We start from the raw sequence: 17907 nt of genomic DNA, 5'->3' as shown, positions 1-17907 counted from the left end.
CTGGAACACCTCAGATCGGGTAATGCTGCGGTCCGGTCTCGATCGTGATCCATCGCAATTCGGTGAACTCGGCAATCCCCGCCTTGCCGCCAAAGCGGCCGTAACCGGATGCCTTCACGCCGCCGAACGGCATCTGGGCTTCATCATGCACGGTCGGTCCGTTGACATGGCAAATGCCGGACTCGATCCGCTTGGCGACATCGAGCGCACGCGCAATGTCGCGTCCGAACACCGAGGCCGATAATCCGTATTCGGTATCGTTGGCGACCCGCACCGCCTCGTCGACGCCGTTGACGCGGACGATGGAGACCACGGGGCCGAACGACTCTTCGCCATAGATGCGCATGGTCGAGGTCACATGATCGACCACCGTCGCCGACATCAGCGTGCCGTCGACCTTGCCGCCGGCCACGACGCGCGCGCCCTTCCCGATCGCATCCTGGATCAGGCCCTGAAGCCGGCTGGCGGCCTCGACACCGATCAGGGAGCCGAGCGCGGTATTGCCCTTGCGCGGATCGCCGGCCACCAGCGTTTCCGCCTTGGTGGCCAGTTTGGCGACAAAGGCATCGGCGACCTTGTTGTCGACCACGATCCGTTCGGTCGACATGCAGATTTGCCCCTGGTTCATGAAGGCGCCAAAGGCCGAAGCTGCGACCGCGGCATCGAGATCGGCATCGTCGAGCACCAGCAGCGGCGCCTTGCCGCCGAGTTCGAGCAGCACCGGCTTCAGATATTTCGCGGCGGTCTGCGCGATGATATGCCCGACCCGCGTCGAGCCCGTGAAGTTGATGCGGCGCACGGCGGGATGGGAAATCAGCGCGTCGATCAGCGCCGGCGCGTCTTCCAGCGCATTGGTGATGACGTTGAGGACGCCAGGCGGCAGGCCGGCCTCGCGTAGACATTCCGCGATCAGCCGGTGGGTGCCGGGGCAGATTTCGGACGCCTTGAGCACCACGGTATTGCCGCAGGCCAGCGGCAGCGCGATCGCGCGCACGCCGAGGATGACAGGCGCGTTCCAGGGCGCGATGCTGAGCACGACGCCGGCGGGCTGGCGGATCGCCATCGCGATGCATCCGGGCTTGTCGGATGGGATCACCTCGCCGGAAATCTGCGTCGTCATCGACGCCGCCTCGCGCAGCATGCCGGCGGCGAGATGGACGTTGAAGCCGGCCCAGCCGGCGGTGGAGCCGGTTTCCGCCGCCATCAATTCGATAAATTGCGGCGTCTTGCTCGCCAGCACGTCGGCGGCCTTGAGCAGGATCATGCGGCGCTGGCTCGGGCCGGTCGCCGACCATGCCGGAAACGCCGCGGCGGCCGCGTCGGCGGCGCGCTTGACGTCGGCGATCTTTGCCGCCGCCGCGCGGGTGGCAACCTCGCCCGTCATCGGGTTGAGGCGTTCGAAGGTGACGCCGTCGATCGCCTCGACATCCTGGTTTTCAAGCAACAGGTTGATCTTGTTCATCGCGGTTTCCTCTCCATGATTTTCAGGCTTCGCACCGGTTTCGATGCCGCCGAGATAGGCCCGCCGTACCGCGGGGTCGGACTGCAGCGCCTGCGCCGTGCCGCTGCCGACGATCCTGCCGTTCTCGATCAGATAGCCGCGGTCGGCCAGTGCGAGGCTCTCGCGGGCGTTCTGCTCGACCATCAACAGCCCGACGCCGGTTTCGCGCACCTGCCGCAATGCCGAAAACAACTCGCGCACCAGCAGCGGCGACAAGCCGAGCGAGGGTTCGTCCAGCAGCAGGATATCCGGGTTCGACATCAGCGCGCGGCCGATCGCCACCATCTGCTGCTCGCCGCCGCTCATGGTGCGGACCATCTGGCCCAGCCGTTCGTTGAGGCGGGGAAACAGCGACAGCACCTGCGCGCGGCGCGCGGCCTCGCTGCCCCGCGCCCGTTTCGGATTGGCGCCCAGCAGCAGGTTTTCGGAAACGGTCAACTCGCCGAAGATGCCGCGTCCTTCCGGCACCGAGGCGAGGCCCGCCTCGACGATCTCGTGCGCCGGCAGGCGCGAAATATCGCGGCCGGAAAGCGCGACGCGCTTGCCGGGCAGGCTCGGGATGATACCGGCGATGGCCTTCATCAGGGAGGTCTTGCCCGCGCCATTGGCGCCGAGGATCACGACGATCTCGCCGCGGTCGACATTCAGCGCCGCGTCGCTCAGCGCGCGGTGCTGGCCATAGGCGACGCTGACGGCCGAGACCTCAAGCATCGGTCGATACCCCGAGATAGGCCTCGATGACGGCGGGATCGGCCAGCACCTCGTCGGGGCGGCCTTCGGCGATACGGCGGCCGCTGTTCATGACCACGCAGCGGTCACACAGCGAGCGGATCGCATCCATGACATGCTCGACCAGCAGCACCGACAGTCCCTCGTCCTTGAGCGAGCGGATCAGTTCGATGCCGATCAAGAGCTCTGACGGGTTCAACCCCGCGAGCCATTCATCGAGCAGCAGCAGCCGCGGCTTCAACGCCAGCGCGCGCGCCAGCTCGAGCCGCTTGCAGTCGATATAGGTCAGCCCCGATGCCGGCAGCCCGGCACGGTTCGCCAGCCCGACACGCCGCAGCAGCCGGTCGACGGATTCGTCGATCTCGCCGCGCGACAGCGGCGGACGATGGAATGCGAGGCCTGCCTTGACGTTTTCGGCGCAGCTCATGCCGTTGAGGACACGGACCAGTTGAAACGTCCGCGCCAGCCCGAGACGCGCGATGCGATGGGCCGGCATGCCCTCGATGGCCTGCCCGGCAAACCGGATGCTGCCGGAGTCCGGACGCAGCACGCCCGAAATCAGATTCAGCGCCGTGGTTTTTCCCGAACCATTGGGACCAAGCAGTCCGACGATCTGGCCGGGCTGCACCGCAAGGTCGACGGCGTTGACCGCGACGAGCCCGCCGAAGGCGCGGGTCAATCCCGAGACCTCGAGCACGGGAGCCGAGGACGCAGCCGTCATGTCTGCACCTGTGGCGCGGCCGGCGGTTCGGGCTTCCGCCGGCTGACGCGTTCCCATAGCCCGACCACGCCTGATGGCAGCGCATAGACGATCAGCAGGAACACGATTCCGATGATCAGGGTCGAGGTAGAGGGAAAGCGCGCCGACAGAAACTCGAACAGCAGCGTCAGCGGGATCGCGCCGACCGCCGGCCCCCACAGCCGGTGCGCGCCGCCGAGCAGCGCCATGATCACGACCTGAAACGAAATCGTCGGGTTGAACGCGATCGACGGCTCGATATAGGTCCAGCGCGGCGCCATGATCGCGCCGACCAAAGTAATGAATACCGCGCTGATCGCAAACAGCGTCACCTTGGCCAGCGTGACGTTGATCCCGCAATGTTTTGCAACGGTCTCGTCCTCGCCGATGATGCGCAATGCAAAACCGAGGCGCGAGCGGGCGATCAGCCAGCCGATCGCGAACACGGCGACCGCGAGCGCGAGCAACTGCCAGTAGATGTCGTTCTGGGTAATGTCGACGAACACGTAGCGGCCGAGCACCCGCGTCTTGTTGACCTCGTACCAGATCACGAGCTGGCGGACGAGTTCGGCGAGGCCGAAGGTGAAAATGACGAAATGCAGGCCGCTGAGCCGCAACGTGGAGATGCCAACGACCATCGCCATCAGCGCGCCGATCGCGGTCGCGATCAGCAGCACCAGCGGCCATGCCAGCACCTCGCCGAGCACCGCCACGGTATAGGCGCCGACGCCGAAGAATGCGGTGGTCGCCAGCGAGACGTAACGTGTCGGCCCGGAAAACATTCCCCACGCGGTGGCGAGCACGGTGAATTGCAGCAGGCTGATCGCGAGCGAGAGATAATAGGCATCGGCGTAGTACGGCAGCAGCGCCAGCACCACCAGGCCCAGGCCTGCGGCCAACAGCGCCGCGATTTGCGTCGGGCTCATCGCTGCGCCCTTCCGAACAGGCCTGCCGGCTTGACCAGCAGGACGCCGAGAAACAGCGCGAAATTCACCGCCAGCGTCAGCCCGGGATCGACGAAGGTCGCCACCAGGGATTCACTGAGGCCGAGGGCAAGTCCCGCGACCAGGCAGCCGAGCAGATTGCCGACGCCGCCCATTACCACCACCATCAGCGCCTTCATGGTGAAGATGACGCCCGAGGACGCATTGAAGGTGAGGAACATGCTGACCAGCACGCCGGCGGCGGCCACCATCGCGCCGCCGAGCGCAAAGGCGAAAGCCGATATCGCGGTGACGTCGATCGCCACCAGCCGCGCGGCCGAGGGATCGACCGCCACGGCGCGGATCGCCGTGCCGAACCGGGTGCGGGTCAGCGCGAGATACAAGGCCAGCCCGAACGCCACCGCAAGACCGAACGCGATCAGCCGGTTCAACGCCAGGGTCTCGCCGAACAGCGTGACCGGAATGGCGAGGAACGAATAGCTGAAATAGGCGCCGCCGAACATCGTCAGCATTATGCCCTGGACGATGAACATCATGCCGAAGGTGGCCAGCAGGCTGTCCACTTCGAGGGCGTCGCGCGTCGGCGCGCGGCGCACCAGCGGCGTGAGCAGAACGCGATACAGGATCATGCTCACGCCGAAGCCGATGGGAACGACGATCGCCAGCCCCAGCAGCGGATTCAATGCCCATCCCGTGAACAGCCAGTAGGAGGCAAAGGACGCTGCGACGAGAAACTCGCCGTAGGACAGGTTCATGATGCGCGCCACGCCATATTGCAGGGTCAGGCCCATGGCGATCAGCGCATACATGCCCCCGAGCATGAGGCCGGTGAAGATGGCGTTGGTCATTCCGTTAGGTGTGCCGCAGCAATCGCGAGATCACGGCGCCTTCCATGCCGGCTTGGGAACAACAGGCGCACGCGCACCTTCGTTGCTGGCCGGGCCGACGCCGTAGAAGTCGCCGCCCTGCCACTGTCCGACCCACCAGTATTTGGTCGGCAGGTTGTTCTCGAGCTTGACCTTGCCGATCACGGTGTCGAAGGTCCCGGTCTGCAGGTCCTTGATGACCGCGGCGCGATCGATCTTGCCGACACGTTCGATCGCCTGCTGCAGCATCTGCAGGCTGGCATAGGTCACGGCACTGGCCCAGCGGTCCGGCTCGGCGCCATTGGCCGACGCCGCCTTGTGGCGCGCCAGGTAATCCTTGATCGCAGCGCTATCGCCGCTCCAGCCGCCGATCCCCATCACGCCTTCGGTGTTGGCGCCGAACTTGCCCTTGTAGAGCGGGAACGCGGTGCCGACGCCGGTGTAGAATATTTTTGGATTGAAACCGGCGATCCTCGCCTGTTCGGTGATCCCGAGCGTATCCGGCGGATAGCTGAAGGCGATGAAGACGTCGGGGTTGAGCGCCTTGGCCTCGTTCACCAGCGGGCTCAAATCCTGGGTGCCGACCGGATAGGTCTTGTCATAGGCCAGCTTGAAATTGGCCTTGGCGAGCGCCGGCCGCGCCGCGGCCGAAAGGTCGATACCGAAGCCGTCGGCGACGCTGACCATCGCGACGGTGTCGCCGATCTTGCCTTCGCCACGCAGCTTGACCAGCAGTTCGACCAGCGTATTGGATGCGCCCGCGCTGGTGCCGAGCAACCAGAAACTATTGGGCCAGCGCTTCGCCAGTTCGGGCGCGCGGTCGGTGACCGCCGTGGAAGCCAGATGCGGATAGCCGGCCTTGTTCAGGATCGGCCCCACCGCGAGATTGAGGCCGGTGCCCCAGGGCGGCAGGATGAAGTCGACCTTGTCCTGGGTGATCAACCGGTCCAGCGCCTTGGCTGCTTCTTCCGCACTGGAGCGATCGTCATATTGCACGACCTCGATCGGCACCCGCTTGTCGCCGAGCTTCAGGCCGCCCGCGGCATTCACTTCCTTCACCCACATTTCATAATTGGGCAGCGTCGTCACCGCGGCGCCGCCGGCATTCGGTCCGGTGCGCGACAGGGCGTAACCGATTTTGATGGACGTCTGAGCCAGGGCCGGCTCGACCGCCGAAAAGCTGGCAACCCCGGCGATCGCGACCAATCCCGCTGCCAGGCGTGTGACTGATGAAAACATGTTCTCCTCCCAGAGCATTCTGTCCGTCGCCTTGGATGGCGTTCGACGCGCGGAGACTAGTCGAGCAGTTCCGACAATAAATTGGACGGAACCGGGCAAAGATTGTACTAGTTCGTCAATCTCATTTGGATGTGAGCGACGGATTGTCTCAGGTCTACAGCCCCATACCGCTTTCTCGCCCTGCCAGCTTCGTCGAACAGGCGGGCTCGGCCCTGCACGCGGAAGGTTTTTCCGGCGGTCTCTCGCCACGTCACTGGGTCGTCGAGCAGGATCATATCCCGCGCGCGCACCTGGTCGTTGTCGAAACACGGAGCGGCTCGGCGGCCCTGCGCGGAACAGCCGTGAAATTCGAAGCCCCTGCCTTGCTCTGGTTACCAGGCGAGCTCGAGGGCGACATTCAGGTCGAGGCCGGAGCGCGGGGGTATTTCATCGCCATTTCGGAGGACCTGCTGACCCGAACCGTAGCCGGCAGCGCCGAGGCGCTGCATCTGCGGCGGACCACCGATCGCCTGGTGATGATGAGCGGCGCGCAAATCGATGGCGCGCTCGGCGCGGTCACCCATTCCTGTTCCATGCTGGTGCGGGAGCTGCGCGTGCCGCAGCGCGGCAGCATGACGATGATCGCATCCCACCTGCTGCAGCTTTGCCTGCATCTGTGGCGATCCGCCGTTTCGGACGAATCCGGCAGCGACGACACGTTGCGCGGCGACGGACCGCGGCTGGTGGGGAATTTTCTGCAACTGGTCGAGCTGCATTACCGCGACGGCTGGCCGATCTCGCGCTACGCGGCGGCGCTTGGGGTCACCGAGGACCGGCTGCATGCGCATTGCAAGCGCGAGAAAGCGCGCAGCCCGCGCGCCATCGTCCATGGACGGTTGTTTCACGAAGCCTGCACCCGCCTGCAGCAACTGGATCTGCCGGTCGAGCAGATCGGCTATGGCCTCGGCTTTCGCGATTCAGGCTATTTCAGCCGGTTCTTTCAAAAGCATCAGGGCATGCCGCCCGGCGCCTATCGACGTCGCGCCCGGGCCGAGCAGGCCAAGCGCGGACCGTTCTATGCGGCATGGCCGTAATCACGCAGCCTGGCTGGCCACTTCGATTTCGCCGCGCTCGATCGTGATGGTGGTGTCGGCGAAGGTCTCCAGCAGTTTCGGATTTGATTCCGTGATCAGCAGGGTGATGTCGGCATCCTGCGCGCGCAGGCGCCGCAGCGCCTCGGCGTAGCGCTGCGCCAGCACCGGCGCCAGGCCCTGAAACGGCTCGTCCAAAATGACGAGCTTGGTGCCGAGCATCAGCGCGCGGCCGAGCGCGGCCATCTTGCCCTGCCCGCCCGACAAGGAGCCGGCCGGACGCGCCCGCAGCTCTGCCAGTTCCGGCAGCACGGTATAGGCGCGATCGAGCCGGCGCTTCGTCTCGGCGGCATCGAGCTTGCCGACGCGGGCCGGCAGCAGGATGTTTTCCTCGACGGTGAAAGCGGAGAACAAGCGGCGGTCTTCCGGCGCATAACCGATCCCCAGCCCCGGCCGTTGGTGCGGCGCGACCTTGCCGAGATCGACCTCGGCGAGCCGAACCTCGCCTTCCATGTCGGTGAATCCCATGGTGGTGCGGGCAATGGTGGTCTTGCCGGCGCCATTGCGGCCGATCAGCGCCACCGTTGCGCCCGGGCGCAGGTCGAACGTGACGTTGCGCAGCACGTGCACGCCGGCGATCCATACATTGACCTTGTTGAAACTGAGCATGTCTCAGATCCCGATCACTTGCTCGCGGACCACAGGATCGGCGAGCACCTCGGCCGGCGGTCCGCTGATCTGGATCTTGCCGGCGCTCCATACCGCGACCCGATCCGCATAGCGTGTGACCATGTCCATGTCGTGTTCGACGAACACCGAGGTGACACGCTGTTTTTCCAGCGCCGCCACCAGAATGTCCATGATCGCGAATTTTTCCGAGGAGGCGACCCCCGAGGTCGGCTCGTCCATCAGCAAGAGCCGCGGCTTCAGCGCCAACGCCACCGCGATATCGACCAGCTTCCGCTTGCCCTCGGGCAGTTCCCCGGCCTTGCGGTCCGCGACGTCGCGGATGCTGACCAGATCGAGCAGACTCTCCATTTCGGAACGCTCGGGCAGATCGTGCAGCGACCGCATCAGGGTGGTGCGCCCGCTGTGCCCGGCCGCCGCGATCAGCAGGTTCTCGATCACGGTGTGGTCGAGAAACAATTGCGGAATCTGGAAGGCGCGCGCGATTCCGAAGCGGGTGATGTCGCGCGGCCGGTGCGCGGTGATTTCCTTACCCAAGAACTTTACCGTGCCGGCCTGCGGCTTCAGATAGCCGGTGGCGATGTTGAGGAACGTGGTCTTGCCGGCGCCGTTCGGCCCGATGATGGCGAGCTTCTCGCCTTCGAGCACGTCGAGGTCGACGCCATCGGCGGCGACGACGCCGCCAAAGCGAATCGCCAGCCCCCTCGCCTCGAGCAGCACAATCGCTGTCATGACTCATCCCTCGCGGCGCGTTGACGCTTCCACAGGCCGATCAGACCGTTCGGCGCGAACAGAATGATGGCGATCAGCACGACGCCGAGGATCAATTGCCACGAATTGGCCAGCTGGGCCGACGCATAGAAGCGAACGAGTTCGAACACCGCCGATCCGGCGAAGGCTCCCATCGCATTGCCGACGCCGCCGAGTATCGCAATGAAGACGAACTCGCCCGACTTGGTCCAGTAGGCGAATTCCGGCGTCGCGATCTGCTGGGCGACCGCCACCAGCACCCCACCGATGCCGCCGAGCGCCGCCGAAATGACGTAGCCGATCAGCAGGATACGGCGGGCCGACACGCCGAGGTATTCCAGCCGCGTCTCGTTGGACTTGATCGCGCGCAGCATATTGCCGGTCGGACTTTCCAGGAAACGCTGAACGACGAACGTGGCCACGATGGCGATCGTCAGCGTCAGATAGAGCAGGACGTACTGGAAGTTCTCCGGCGAAAACGCCATGCCGAACACGGTCGGGCGCGGCACGCGCATGCCGTCCGCCCCGTTGGTGAGATGAAACATCTTTTCCAGCAGCGACCAGAGCACCATCGAGAACGCCAGGTTCAGCATGCCGAAGAATATCTCGCGGTAACGGACCACGAACAATCCGACCAGCAGACCCAGGATGGTCGCGAAGACGGTACCGACCACGAGATAGACGACGAGATCGCCGACGCCGAGATACTTGCCCCAGAAGCCTGCGGTATAGGCCCCGGCGGCGAAGAACATGGCGTGCCCGAACGATACCTGCCCCGCCTGCAGCAGGATGATGATGCCGAGCACCACGATGCCCTTGGCGAGAATCAGCACCACCAGCGTGGCCATGCTCGGAATCAGGATGGGAATGACGCCGGCGGCAACGACCACCGCGGCCAGCGTCCAGGTCAGAGCGGATGATCGACCGGCCATCAGATCTTCCTGAGCTTGGTGGCGCCGAACAGGCCTTCGGGCCGCACCAGCAGCACCGCCACCATGATCAGATAGGGCACCAGCACCTCGAATTCCGGCTGCAGATAGATCACGAAGGCGCGCGCCATGCCGATGGCCAGCGCCGTGATCGCGGTGCCCTCGATCTGGCCGAGGCCGGCGGTGGCCGCGACCGCGAACGACAGCACGATCATCTCGGTGCCCATGCCCGGTACCAGCGACGTGGTCGGCGACGCCAGCGCGCCGCCGAGCGCTGCCAGCGTCGCGCCGATGATGAAGGTGATCAGATAGACTTTCTGCGCGTTGATGCCGATGGCGGTGGCGGCTTCACGGTCCTCGGTGACCGCCAGAATGACCGATCCCATCAACGTCCTGCGCAGGAAATAGCGAAGTCCGAACAGCGCCAGCACCGCGACAACAGGCAGCACGATGACCTGGTAGGACGTATAGCTGACGCCGAAGATCGAGACGTTCGGCAGGAGTTTCAGCGGCTCGGCCGCATAGATCGGCTGTACGCCCCAGATCATTCGCTGCAGATTGTCCATGATCATGAAGACGGCGAAGGTGATCAGGAGCTGCAGCACCTCCTCGCGGCCATAGACCCGGCTCAGCAGCAGCCGCTCGATCAATCCTCCCGCCACGATGCCGATCACCAGGGAGGCCACCAGCAGCGCCGGATAGGTGAGCCACGGCGAAATCGGCGTCACCAGCAGGCTGAGCGTCGCCGCGAGATAGGCGCCGAACGCATACAGGCTGCCATGCGCGACATTGACGATGCGCAGCACGCCGAAGATCAGGCTGAGGCCGACGGATACCAGGAACACGAGCGCCGCATAAGAGAGGCCATCGAGGCTGGCGAGAACGAAGAGCGTGGAATTCATCAGGACACGGAGTTTCGAGGTGAGATCGGGGACAGGCGAGCGATGCCTGTCCCCGCACGATGCATCCTGATTTACTTGCCGTGCTGGAACACCGGCACGTCCATCTTGACAAAGTCGGGCTTCAGGGTCTTCAGCCACTCCACCGATTTCTGGCCCGCCGGCGTGGTGATGCTGGCGGCGTCGAAGATCATCATGTTGTCGAGCACCATGTGATTGAAGCCGTCGGCCTTCTTGGTGACGCCGACAAGCTGCGCTTCGAGGCCCTGATTGTCCTCGGCACGGAGCTTGACCGGCCGGCCGAAGCCGACGAACTCCAGATTCGGCGCCGCATCGACCACCTGCTCGCGGGTCGGCCACTTGCCGCCATTGGCCTTGATCGCCTTGTCATAGGCGCCCTGCAGCGCCGCGAAGGCCTGCGCCATGTGGTAGACTGGGTAGATCGGCATGCTGCCGGTCTTGGCCTTGAACGCCTCGTTGAAGGCCTTGAAGGCGGCGTCGTTCTTTTTCTCCGGATGCATGAACCAGTGATCGCCGCGAGCGCCGATGATCAGCCCCTCGGGCAGGTCCTTGCCGAGCCGTTGCACCGAGGATTCGCCGATCGCCAGCACGAACGTCGACTGTTGCAGCAAGCCGCGCTGCCCGGCCTGCCGCACCAGGGTGTCGAGGTCGCCGCCCCATGACGTCGTGAACACCACATCGGGACGCAGCGCCATCAGGCGCGAAACCTCGGTCGAATAATCGGGAGCGCCGAACTTCGGAAACAGTTCGGCGACCACCTGCACGTCCGGCTTCATCTGCTTGAGCGCGGTCGAGAATATCTCCCAGCTCTCGCGGCCCCACGCATAATCCTGGTTCACCACCGCGATGGTCTTGAAGTTGGGCTTGGTCTTGAGGAGATAGACCAGCACGGCCAGCATTTCCGGCGTGGCGTTGGCCTGGGTGCGGAAGCTGTAGCGGTATTTCTTGGCCTCAAGGATCGAGGCGGCGCCGCAATCCCACATGAAGTTCAGCATTTTGAGGTCTTCGGCGAGCGGCACCAGCTGGTTGCACGACCCCGAGGAGATCGAGGCGAAGGTTGCGTCGACCTTTTCGTCCTGCACGAGGCGCCGATAGTTCGACACCAGGGCTTCGCCGCCGGCGCCCTCGTCGACGAAGGAAAGCGCCACCGGCACCCCGCCGATCCCGCCCTTCTTGTTGATATCGGCCGCGATCATCTCGGCGGCGGCCTTGCCGGGCTCGCCGAACACGGCCGCCGGACCCGACAGGAACGTGGTGATGCCGATCTTCAGTTCCTTCGGCTTGTCCTGCGCCGTCGCCGGCCCGCCGAGGACCCCCAGCAGCAGCGAAACCCCTGCCAGCAATGTGAGTGTCTTGCCCGTTCGTTTCATTATTCACTCTCCCAGACTGTTATGACGTCTTGTTTTCGTTGAAACTCCGGCTCGCACCGGCGACGCACTTATTGGATGATATTCTGCACCAGTCGTGCACACAAACGCAAGCCATGCCGGCCAGCCTGCGGGATTCATCGGATCAAAGGGGCGCACTTGCAACTTGTGATGTCCGCAACACGGCGGCGGGCAGAGATGATGCCATTTACTGTCGCAACAACTCGAAACGTCGTCCCTGCGAACGCAGGGACCCATACGCCGTGCCGTCAATATTGTGGATGGTATGAGCGAACTTGTTGGACCACTACGCCATACGGCGGCTGCCCCGCCTCATCCAAGCCGGTCAGCATGCCGGAAGCCCAGCTTTGCAAGGTCGAGAGCACAAACGAAGCTCTCGATCGCCCGCACCGGATTCTCCGGTCCCACATAGTCTTCAACCCGCGGAGGAAGAAGACAGGCCTGGTGCCGACTCTCGCCGGGCTTGAATGTACGATTCGTCATAAAACGAATCGTACATTCAACTCTCGAAAATGACGAGTTCTTGCCCAGTCTCGTCGGGTGGTTTCAGCGGCCGCGGCGGCGGCGCCGCGTGAACTCACCCCGCCTTCAGCGAAAAACCGCCATCGACGACGATCTGCTGACCGGTGATGAAGTCGGCTTCGGCGCTTGAGAGGAACAGGATCGCATGGGCGATGTCCTGCGTGCTAGCGAAGCGTTCCAGCGGGGTGCCGGCCAGCATGCCCTGCCGCGTCGCCTCCGGCAGGCCGCTGATAATATCGGTGGCGGTATGCCCGGGCGCGACGGCGTTGACGTTGATGTTGGGCGCCAGCTCCTTTGCCAGCGTCTTGGTCATGTTGACGACGCCGGCTTTTGCCGCCGAATAGTCCATGACAGGCGCGCGGCCGCAATGGTCGATCGCCCGCACGGAGGTCACGTTGACGATCTTGCCGCGACCGGCCTTGCGCATGTGCCGCGTCGCCGCCTGGCTGCACAGGAACGGGCCGATCAGATTGACCTGAAGCACCCGCATCCATTCTTCTTCGGTCTTGTCCGGAAAAGCGCTCGGCATGGTCATGCCGGCGTTGTTGACGAGAATATCGATCCGGCCGAAGCGCTCGACGAAGCCGTCGATGGCGCGAACGACATCCTCCTTGACCGCGACGTCGCCGACAAAGGTCTCGATGTCTAGATTTTCCGAACGGCATTCCGCCTTGGTCCGCTTCAGGCTTTCCTGTCCCTTGCCCATGATCCCCACCGTCGCGCCCTCGCGCGCGAACAGTTTTGCCGTGGCGGCGCCGATGCCGCGGCCGCCTCCGGTCACCAGCGCAAACCGGCCATCCAATCTACCCACGATTCATTCTTTCCCTTATGATTTTTTGCGTTCGGTTGCGTTCAGGCCGCGTTATTGCAGCGGCGAGAACTTGACGGGAACGATGATCTTGGATTCCTGATGTAGCAGCGCGGCGAGTTCCTCGTTCTTGCGCAGAAAATCGTGCCAGGCCGGATCCTTGGCCATTTCGGCGCGGCGCGCGGCGCGGTCGTTGAGATCCGAAAAGCCCCAGAGATGCACGACCTGATTGAGCGTGCCGATTTCGGTCTGAAAGAATCCGATCAGGTTACCGAGATATTTCAGCTGCACCGGCAGCGCGCACTCTTCATAGAGCGCTAGCCACTTGCCCATTTTCAGCGGTTTGAAGGTGTAGGTTCGGTGATCGACATAAAGCATCTCTGGTATTTCCCTGGGTTAGACCGCGAGGCGGACAATGGGTGAATCAGGTTCGGCGGAATGGACCACCCTGCCGCTTTCCGGATCGATCAGGTAGATATCCTTCGCCGCCGCCTTGAGCCGCACCTTGGCTCCGGGCCGGCGCATCAGGGCGATATCGCCGATCGCGGTGTAGCTGGTACCGCCCAGCACGAAGGTGATGAGGCTGGTCGAGCCCAAGGGTTCGACCACGTCGATGGTGACGTCCATGGCGATGGCGCCGGAGTCGATCAGCCTCGCGTCGTCGAGCAGGTGCTCGGGACGGATTCCGATTTCGACGCTGCGGCCGGCATAGGGCCGGTACGCGGCGTCGCGCTCCCGCGGCATCTCGATCCGGATGCCGTCGCCGAGATCGGCATGGAGTCCGCTCTCGTCGGATAGCAACTTCGCCGGAAAGAAGTTCATTTTCGGCGAACCGATGAAGCCGGCCACGAAGCGGCTCACCGGCCGGCGGTACAGCGTCAGGGGATCGCCGACCTGCTCGATGTTGCCACCGTTCATGACCACGATCTTGTCGGCCAGCGTCATGGCCTCGACCTGGTCATGGGTCACGTAGATGATGGTGGTGCGCAGCCGCTGATGGATGCGCTTGATCTCGATCCGCATCTGCGCCCGCAGCGCGGCATCGAGATTCGACAAGGGCTCGTCGAACAGAAACACTTTTGGTTCGCGCACCAGCGCCCGGCCCATCGCGACACGCTGGCGCTGGCCGCCGGACAATTGCTTAGGTTTCCGGTCCAGGAGATCCGTGATCCCGAGCATCTCGGCGGCGACACCCACCAGCCGCTTTTTCTCTGCCGACGAGACACCCTTCATGCGCAGGCTGAACGCCATGTTGTCGCGCACGCTCATGTGCGGATAGAGCGCGTAGGACTGGAACACCATCGCGATATCGCGGTCCTTTGGCTCAAGCCGCTCGACCGACTTGCCGTCGAACAGGATGCTGCCGCCAGTGGTCTCCTCGAGCCCCGCGATCATCCGCAAGGTCGTGGTCTTGCCGCAGCCGGACGGGCCGACCAGCACCGCGAACTCGCCATCGGCGATATCGAGGTTGATGCGGTGGATGACGCTGACATCCCCGAACTTCTTTTCCAGTCCGACCAGTTTCACTTCAGCCATTGGTCTTGGTTCCCATTACCCCTTGACGCCGCCGCTGCCCCAGCCGGCGACCAGAAATTTCTGCACATAGGAAAAGACGATGACGACGGGAATGATGACCAGCAAGCCACTCGCCATGATCATGCCCCAGTCGACCACGCTGGCATTGTAGAGATCGGCGATGCCGACCGGCAGCGTCTTCAGATTGTCGGAGGAGATCAGGATCCGCGCGAAGATGTAGTCGTTCCAGGCCAGGATGAAGGTCAGGATGCCGGTGGCGATGATGCCCGGCAGCGCCATCGGAATCACCACATGGATCACCGCGCGAAAACGGCTGGCGCCGTCGGTCATCGCGGCTTCCTCCAGATCGATCGGGATCGACTGGAAGAAGGTGCGTAGCATCCACAGCGCGAACGGCAGGCTGAACGCGCAATAGGCCAGCACCAGCGCCATGTGGGTGTTGGCGAGACCGAGCGTCCGCATCACGATATAAAAGGGTATGATGATCATGATCGGCGCGAACATGTAGGTGAACAACACCGTGGCTGCGATCATCTCGCGGCCGAAGAAGCGGTAGCGCGTCAGCCCGTAGGCGCCGGGCACCGCGAGCAACAGCGTGAGCAACACCGCGGCGCTGGAGACGATCACGCTGTTCTTGAAGTAGGTAACGAAGTGGGTTTGTTCGAACAGCCGCCCGATATTGGAGAGCGTCGGCGCCTCCGGCAGCAGCCGCGGCGGCCAGGCGAATATTTCCGCGGACGGTTTTAGCGCGGTCAGCCCCATCCACAGCAGCGGAAACGCCGCGAAGGTGAGCAATACGGCAACCGCCAGGCCGAGGCCCAGCCGCTGCCATCCCGATCGGCGGCTCATGACTGGTCCTCGCCGCGGAACAGGAAGAAATAGGTGGTGGCCGCCCCCACCAGCATAAAAAACATCACGATCGCCACCGCCGACCCCATGCCGGCTTCGTAGTAGTTGAAGGTCCGCAAGTACGCGTAGACCGGCATGGTGCGTATATAACGCTCGGCGCCGCCGCCCTGCGTCATCAGCCATACCGTGTCGAACTTGGTGAACATCCAAATCGAGCGCAGGAGGATGGTGATGAACAGCACCGACGCCAGTTGCGGCAATGTGACGTACAGGAATCGCGCCACCGGTCCCGCGCCATCGACCCGCGCCGCGTCGTAGAGTTCGGTCGGAATGCTTTGTAGCCGCGCCAGCACGGCGAGCAGCACGAACGGAAAAAATTGCCAGACCGACACCAGGATCAGCGAAATCATGATGTAGCTGCGGCCAAACCAGTTGATCGGCTCGTCCGAGATCCCCAGCGAGACCAGCCCGAAATTGATCAGGCCGAACTGGTTGTTGAGCATCCATTTCCACAGGATCACCGCGACCACGGTCGGGATCATGTAGGGAAACAGCACGAGGCCGCGGACGATGTTGCGGCCGAAAAAGCTCTGATGCAGCAGCAGCGCCGCCGCGACCCCGAGCACCAGCTGTAGGACGATGGTGGAGACCGAATAGATCAGGCCGATACGAAGGCTTTCCCAGAATTCGGGGTCGCTCAGCAGATAAAGGTAATTATCCAGGCCGACGAAGGTCTGCGTGGGAAACAGCGAGTGCTTGGCATGAAGGCTAAGCCAGAAGCCGTATCCAACCGGATACAAGGTCAGCGTTACCAGCAACAACAGCGCCGGTAACACCAGGAGAAGGCCAGGAAGGCCGCGCGTTTGCATATCAGGATATCCGCACGCCGCGCCGATCCGCAACGTTCAACTGTAAAACTTCATCGGGTGAAGCAAATTCCGCGCCGGCATTACCGCCGGCGCGGGTTCAATCCTGCATCACCACTTCGCGGCGCCGGCCTGGCGAACGATCTGCTCGGCGCGCTGCTGGCCGCGCTTGGCCGCCTCCGCCGCCGGCTTGCCTTCGACCGCGACGTCCAGCACCATGTCGCGCAACACGCCGGAGCCGAGGATCTGCAGCAGATACGGCTTGTTGGTCAGATCTTCCCAGTCGATGATCAGGGTCGGACGCGCCTGATCCTTGTCGAGATCTTCCTGCTGCACCTGCAGCCAGCTGGCCCAGCGCTTCACCATCGGAATGTCGCGATATTCGGCGGAATTGCGCAGCGACTTGGTGATCGGGAAGAAATGGATCGGCACCGACTTGATGTACTCGACGTAGTTCTCGTCCTTGTAGAAGAACGCCAGGAATTCCTTGGCCAGTTCCGGATTGGCCGAGCCCTTGAACAGCATCCAGGTTTCTTCATCGACCTGCGACGCCGGTGCGGTGCCGCTCGGACCATGGGGCTTGCGCCAGACGTCATAGGTATCGGTATTGCGCATGTTTTCCGGCGCATACTGCTCGATCAGCGAAGCACCGCGGCCAAAGCCGGCATACATCATCGCCGCCTTCTGCCCGTACAGATTGGCAAAGGTGTCGAGATAACCGTGGCCTTCCCAGCCGGGCGGCATGAACTTCGCCAGCCGCTTCCAGTATTCCAGCGTCTCCAGCATCTGCTTGGATTCGAACAGCGGGCGGTTCCTGGCGTCGAACAGCTTGCCGCCATTGGCCGCCATCATTTCGCCGACCAGGATGTTGATGAACAGATTGTCGCCCGGCATGGTCAGGCCGTAGATCTCGGGCTTGCCGTCCTTGTTCTCGTCGATGGTGAGCTTTTCCGCGATTTTGACGAAATCGTCCCAGGTTTTCGGCGGCTCGATGCCCTGCTTCTTCGCCAGATCCTTGCGATAGATCATCAGCGAGGTGCCGGACGCATGCACGAGGCCGTACCATTTGCCGTCGGCAAAACAGAGCTTCTTGTAATGCTCCCAGATGTTGGATTCGCCGATCGCCTTGACGACATCGTCGATCGGCAGCAGCAGCTTCTGCGACAGCAGTGCTGCGCAAGTCACGGGCTGGCCGTGGGATAATTCGGGCGGGCTGCCGGCGGCAAGCGCCGCCATGATCTTGCCCTCGAGATCGTTCCAGGCCAGCGCCTCGGCTTCGATCTTGACGCCCGGACGGGTCGCCTCGAAACGCTTGACGATTTCGGCCACCGCCTTCTGCGAGGCCGGATTGGTTTCGGTGTGCCAGACCCGCACCGTCTTGACCGGCTGGGCAGTAGCCGTTCCGGCGAGAGCCATCGCGACGGCGCAGCCAAGCAAGCCCGCCGTCATCCTCAATCGCAGTGTCTGTGCTTTCATGTTATCCTCCCCGAAGGCGACCTCTCTGATGTCATTTTTTATTACTATGTGGACATCGCAGCCTATTTTTGATAATTTAGTGGGTGCG

General features: G+C 63.5%; 17 protein-coding genes and 1 pseudogene. 1 reads left to right on the top strand and 17 read right to left on the bottom strand.

Annotation, left to right across the window (positions count from 1 at the left end; all coding sequences use genetic code 11):
• Positions 1–10: 10 nt before the first annotated feature.
• The 6 genes and pseudogenes from Q8R73_RS04200 to Q8R73_RS04175 form a co-directional block, all read right to left on the bottom strand.
• Entirely contained in the window at positions 11–1462 is a 1452-nt protein-coding gene (locus Q8R73_RS04200) for an aldehyde dehydrogenase (protein ID WP_305718290.1), read from the bottom strand.
• A 273-nt stretch (positions 1463–1735) separates the two neighbouring features.
• Positions 1736–2212, bottom strand: a pseudogene (locus Q8R73_RS04195) (ABC transporter ATP-binding protein); the annotation flags it as partial.
• Positions 2205–2951, bottom strand: coding sequence for an ABC transporter ATP-binding protein (locus Q8R73_RS04190; RefSeq protein WP_305718278.1), 747 nt, complete (start codon positions 2949–2951; stop codon positions 2205–2207). The pseudogene Q8R73_RS04195 and the gene Q8R73_RS04190, both read right to left, overlap by 8 nt.
• On the bottom strand, positions 2948–3895 hold the full coding sequence (locus Q8R73_RS04185; RefSeq protein ID WP_305718277.1) for a branched-chain amino acid ABC transporter permease: 948 nt from the start codon (positions 3893–3895) through the stop codon (positions 2948–2950). The genes Q8R73_RS04190 and Q8R73_RS04185 overlap by 4 nt, the downstream gene beginning before the upstream one ends.
• Positions 3892–4761: a branched-chain amino acid ABC transporter permease gene (locus Q8R73_RS04180; RefSeq protein WP_305718276.1), complete on the bottom strand. Its 870-nt coding sequence runs from the start codon at positions 4759–4761 to the stop codon at positions 3892–3894. The genes Q8R73_RS04185 and Q8R73_RS04180 overlap by 4 nt, the downstream gene beginning before the upstream one ends.
• A gap of 30 nt (positions 4762–4791) precedes the next feature.
• The gene (locus Q8R73_RS04175; RefSeq protein ID WP_305718275.1) at positions 4792–6018 is read right to left on the bottom strand and encodes an amino acid ABC transporter substrate-binding protein; all 1227 of its coding nucleotides are present in this window, start codon (positions 6016–6018) and stop codon (positions 4792–4794) included.
• Between the two features lie 341 nt (positions 6019–6359).
• Here Q8R73_RS04175 and Q8R73_RS04170 point away from each other — a divergent pair, with 341 nt between their 5' ends.
• Positions 6360–7091, top strand: coding sequence for a helix-turn-helix domain-containing protein (locus Q8R73_RS04170; RefSeq protein ID WP_305718274.1), 732 nt, complete (start codon positions 6360–6362; stop codon positions 7089–7091).
• On the opposite strand, the gene Q8R73_RS04165 is transcribed toward Q8R73_RS04170, so the two are convergent.
• From Q8R73_RS04165 to Q8R73_RS04115, 11 genes are all read right to left on the bottom strand, one after another.
• Positions 7092–7757: an ABC transporter ATP-binding protein gene (locus Q8R73_RS04165; RefSeq protein WP_305718273.1), complete on the bottom strand. Its 666-nt coding sequence runs from the start codon at positions 7755–7757 to the stop codon at positions 7092–7094.
• 3 nt (positions 7758–7760) lie between these two features.
• Complete coding sequence (locus Q8R73_RS04160) at positions 7761–8507, bottom strand: ABC transporter ATP-binding protein (protein WP_305718272.1); 747 nt, start codon at positions 8505–8507, stop codon at positions 7761–7763.
• Positions 8504–9457 (bottom strand): branched-chain amino acid ABC transporter permease, encoded by a 954-nt coding sequence (locus Q8R73_RS04155; RefSeq protein ID WP_305718271.1) that lies wholly within the window; start codon positions 9455–9457, stop codon positions 8504–8506. The genes Q8R73_RS04160 and Q8R73_RS04155 overlap by 4 nt, the downstream gene beginning before the upstream one ends.
• Positions 9457–10356: a branched-chain amino acid ABC transporter permease gene (locus Q8R73_RS04150; RefSeq protein WP_305718270.1), complete on the bottom strand. Its 900-nt coding sequence runs from the start codon at positions 10354–10356 to the stop codon at positions 9457–9459. The genes Q8R73_RS04155 and Q8R73_RS04150 overlap by 1 nt, the downstream gene beginning before the upstream one ends.
• 71 nt (positions 10357–10427) lie before the next feature.
• Positions 10428–11744, bottom strand: coding sequence for an ABC transporter substrate-binding protein (locus tag Q8R73_RS04145; RefSeq protein WP_305718269.1), 1317 nt, complete (start codon positions 11742–11744; stop codon positions 10428–10430).
• Positions 11745–12339: 595 nt separating this feature from the next.
• Complete coding sequence (locus Q8R73_RS04140; RefSeq protein ID WP_305718268.1) at positions 12340–13095, bottom strand: SDR family NAD(P)-dependent oxidoreductase; 756 nt, start codon at positions 13093–13095, stop codon at positions 12340–12342.
• 51 nt (positions 13096–13146) lie between these two features.
• Positions 13147–13470, bottom strand: a complete 324-nt coding sequence (locus tag Q8R73_RS04135; RefSeq protein WP_305718267.1) for an NIPSNAP family protein — start codon at positions 13468–13470, stop codon at positions 13147–13149.
• A gap of 18 nt (positions 13471–13488) precedes the next feature.
• Positions 13489–14628, bottom strand: a complete 1140-nt coding sequence (locus tag Q8R73_RS04130) for an ABC transporter ATP-binding protein (RefSeq protein WP_305718266.1) — start codon at positions 14626–14628, stop codon at positions 13489–13491.
• A 15-nt stretch (positions 14629–14643) separates the two neighbouring features.
• Positions 14644–15477 carry a carbohydrate ABC transporter permease gene (locus tag Q8R73_RS04125; RefSeq protein WP_305718265.1) on the bottom strand — a complete coding sequence of 278 codons (834 nt, stop codon included), beginning with the start codon at positions 15475–15477 and terminating at the stop codon, positions 14644–14646.
• Positions 15474–16346 (bottom strand): carbohydrate ABC transporter permease, encoded by an 873-nt coding sequence (locus Q8R73_RS04120; RefSeq protein WP_305718264.1) that lies wholly within the window; start codon positions 16344–16346, stop codon positions 15474–15476. The genes Q8R73_RS04125 and Q8R73_RS04120 overlap by 4 nt, the downstream gene beginning before the upstream one ends.
• A 108-nt stretch (positions 16347–16454) precedes the next feature.
• Positions 16455–17819 carry an ABC transporter substrate-binding protein gene (locus tag Q8R73_RS04115; RefSeq protein WP_305718263.1) on the bottom strand — a complete coding sequence of 455 codons (1365 nt, stop codon included), beginning with the start codon at positions 17817–17819 and terminating at the stop codon, positions 16455–16457.
• Positions 17820–17907: the final 88 nt, after the last annotated feature.

The sequence above is a fragment of the Bradyrhizobium sp. genome, assembly GCF_030697065.1.
Classification (GTDB): Bacteria; Pseudomonadota; Alphaproteobacteria; order Rhizobiales; family Xanthobacteraceae; genus Bradyrhizobium.
The sequence above is the reverse complement of the archived record's forward strand: the minus strand, read 5'-3'. Positions and strand labels throughout refer to the sequence as shown.

Bases quoted from the DNA above. Each gene is read 5' to 3' on its own strand.
- Q8R73_RS04130 (WP_305718266.1), bottom strand. From the start codon at position 14,628: ATGGCTGAAGTGAAACTGGTCGGACTGGAAAAGAAGTTCGGGGATGTC.
- Q8R73_RS04155 (WP_305718271.1), bottom strand. From the start codon at position 9,457: ATGGCCGGTCGATCATCCGCTCTGACCTGGACGCTGGCCGCGGTGGTC.
- Q8R73_RS04165 (WP_305718273.1), bottom strand. From the start codon at position 7,757: ATGCTCAGTTTCAACAAGGTCAATGTATGGATCGCCGGCGTGCACGTG.
- Q8R73_RS04160 (WP_305718272.1), bottom strand. From the start codon at position 8,507: ATGACAGCGATTGTGCTGCTCGAGGCGAGGGGGCTGGCGATTCGCTTT.
- Q8R73_RS04120 (WP_305718264.1), bottom strand. From the start codon at position 16,346: ATGCAAACGCGCGGCCTTCCTGGCCTTCTCCTGGTGTTACCGGCGCTG.
- Q8R73_RS04190 (WP_305718278.1), bottom strand. From the start codon at position 2,951: ATGACGGCTGCGTCCTCGGCTCCCGTGCTCGAGGTCTCGGGATTGACC.
- Q8R73_RS04150 (WP_305718270.1), bottom strand. From the start codon at position 10,356: ATGAATTCCACGCTCTTCGTTCTCGCCAGCCTCGATGGCCTCTCTTAT.
- Q8R73_RS04115 (WP_305718263.1), bottom strand. From the start codon at position 17,819: ATGAAAGCACAGACACTGCGATTGAGGATGACGGCGGGCTTGCTTGGC.
- Q8R73_RS04125 (WP_305718265.1), bottom strand. From the start codon at position 15,477: ATGAGCCGCCGATCGGGATGGCAGCGGCTGGGCCTCGGCCTGGCGGTT.
- Q8R73_RS04145 (WP_305718269.1), bottom strand. From the start codon at position 11,744: ATGAAACGAACGGGCAAGACACTCACATTGCTGGCAGGGGTTTCGCTG.
- Q8R73_RS04200 (WP_305718290.1), bottom strand. From the start codon at position 1,462: ATGAACAAGATCAACCTGTTGCTTGAAAACCAGGATGTCGAGGCGATC.
- Q8R73_RS04185 (WP_305718277.1), bottom strand. From the start codon at position 3,895: ATGAGCCCGACGCAAATCGCGGCGCTGTTGGCCGCAGGCCTGGGCCTG.
- Q8R73_RS04180 (WP_305718276.1), bottom strand. From the start codon at position 4,761: ATGACCAACGCCATCTTCACCGGCCTCATGCTCGGGGGCATGTATGCG.
- Q8R73_RS04175 (WP_305718275.1), bottom strand. From the start codon at position 6,018: ATGTTTTCATCAGTCACACGCCTGGCAGCGGGATTGGTCGCGATCGCC.
- Q8R73_RS04135 (WP_305718267.1), bottom strand. From the start codon at position 13,470: ATGCTTTATGTCGATCACCGAACCTACACCTTCAAACCGCTGAAAATG.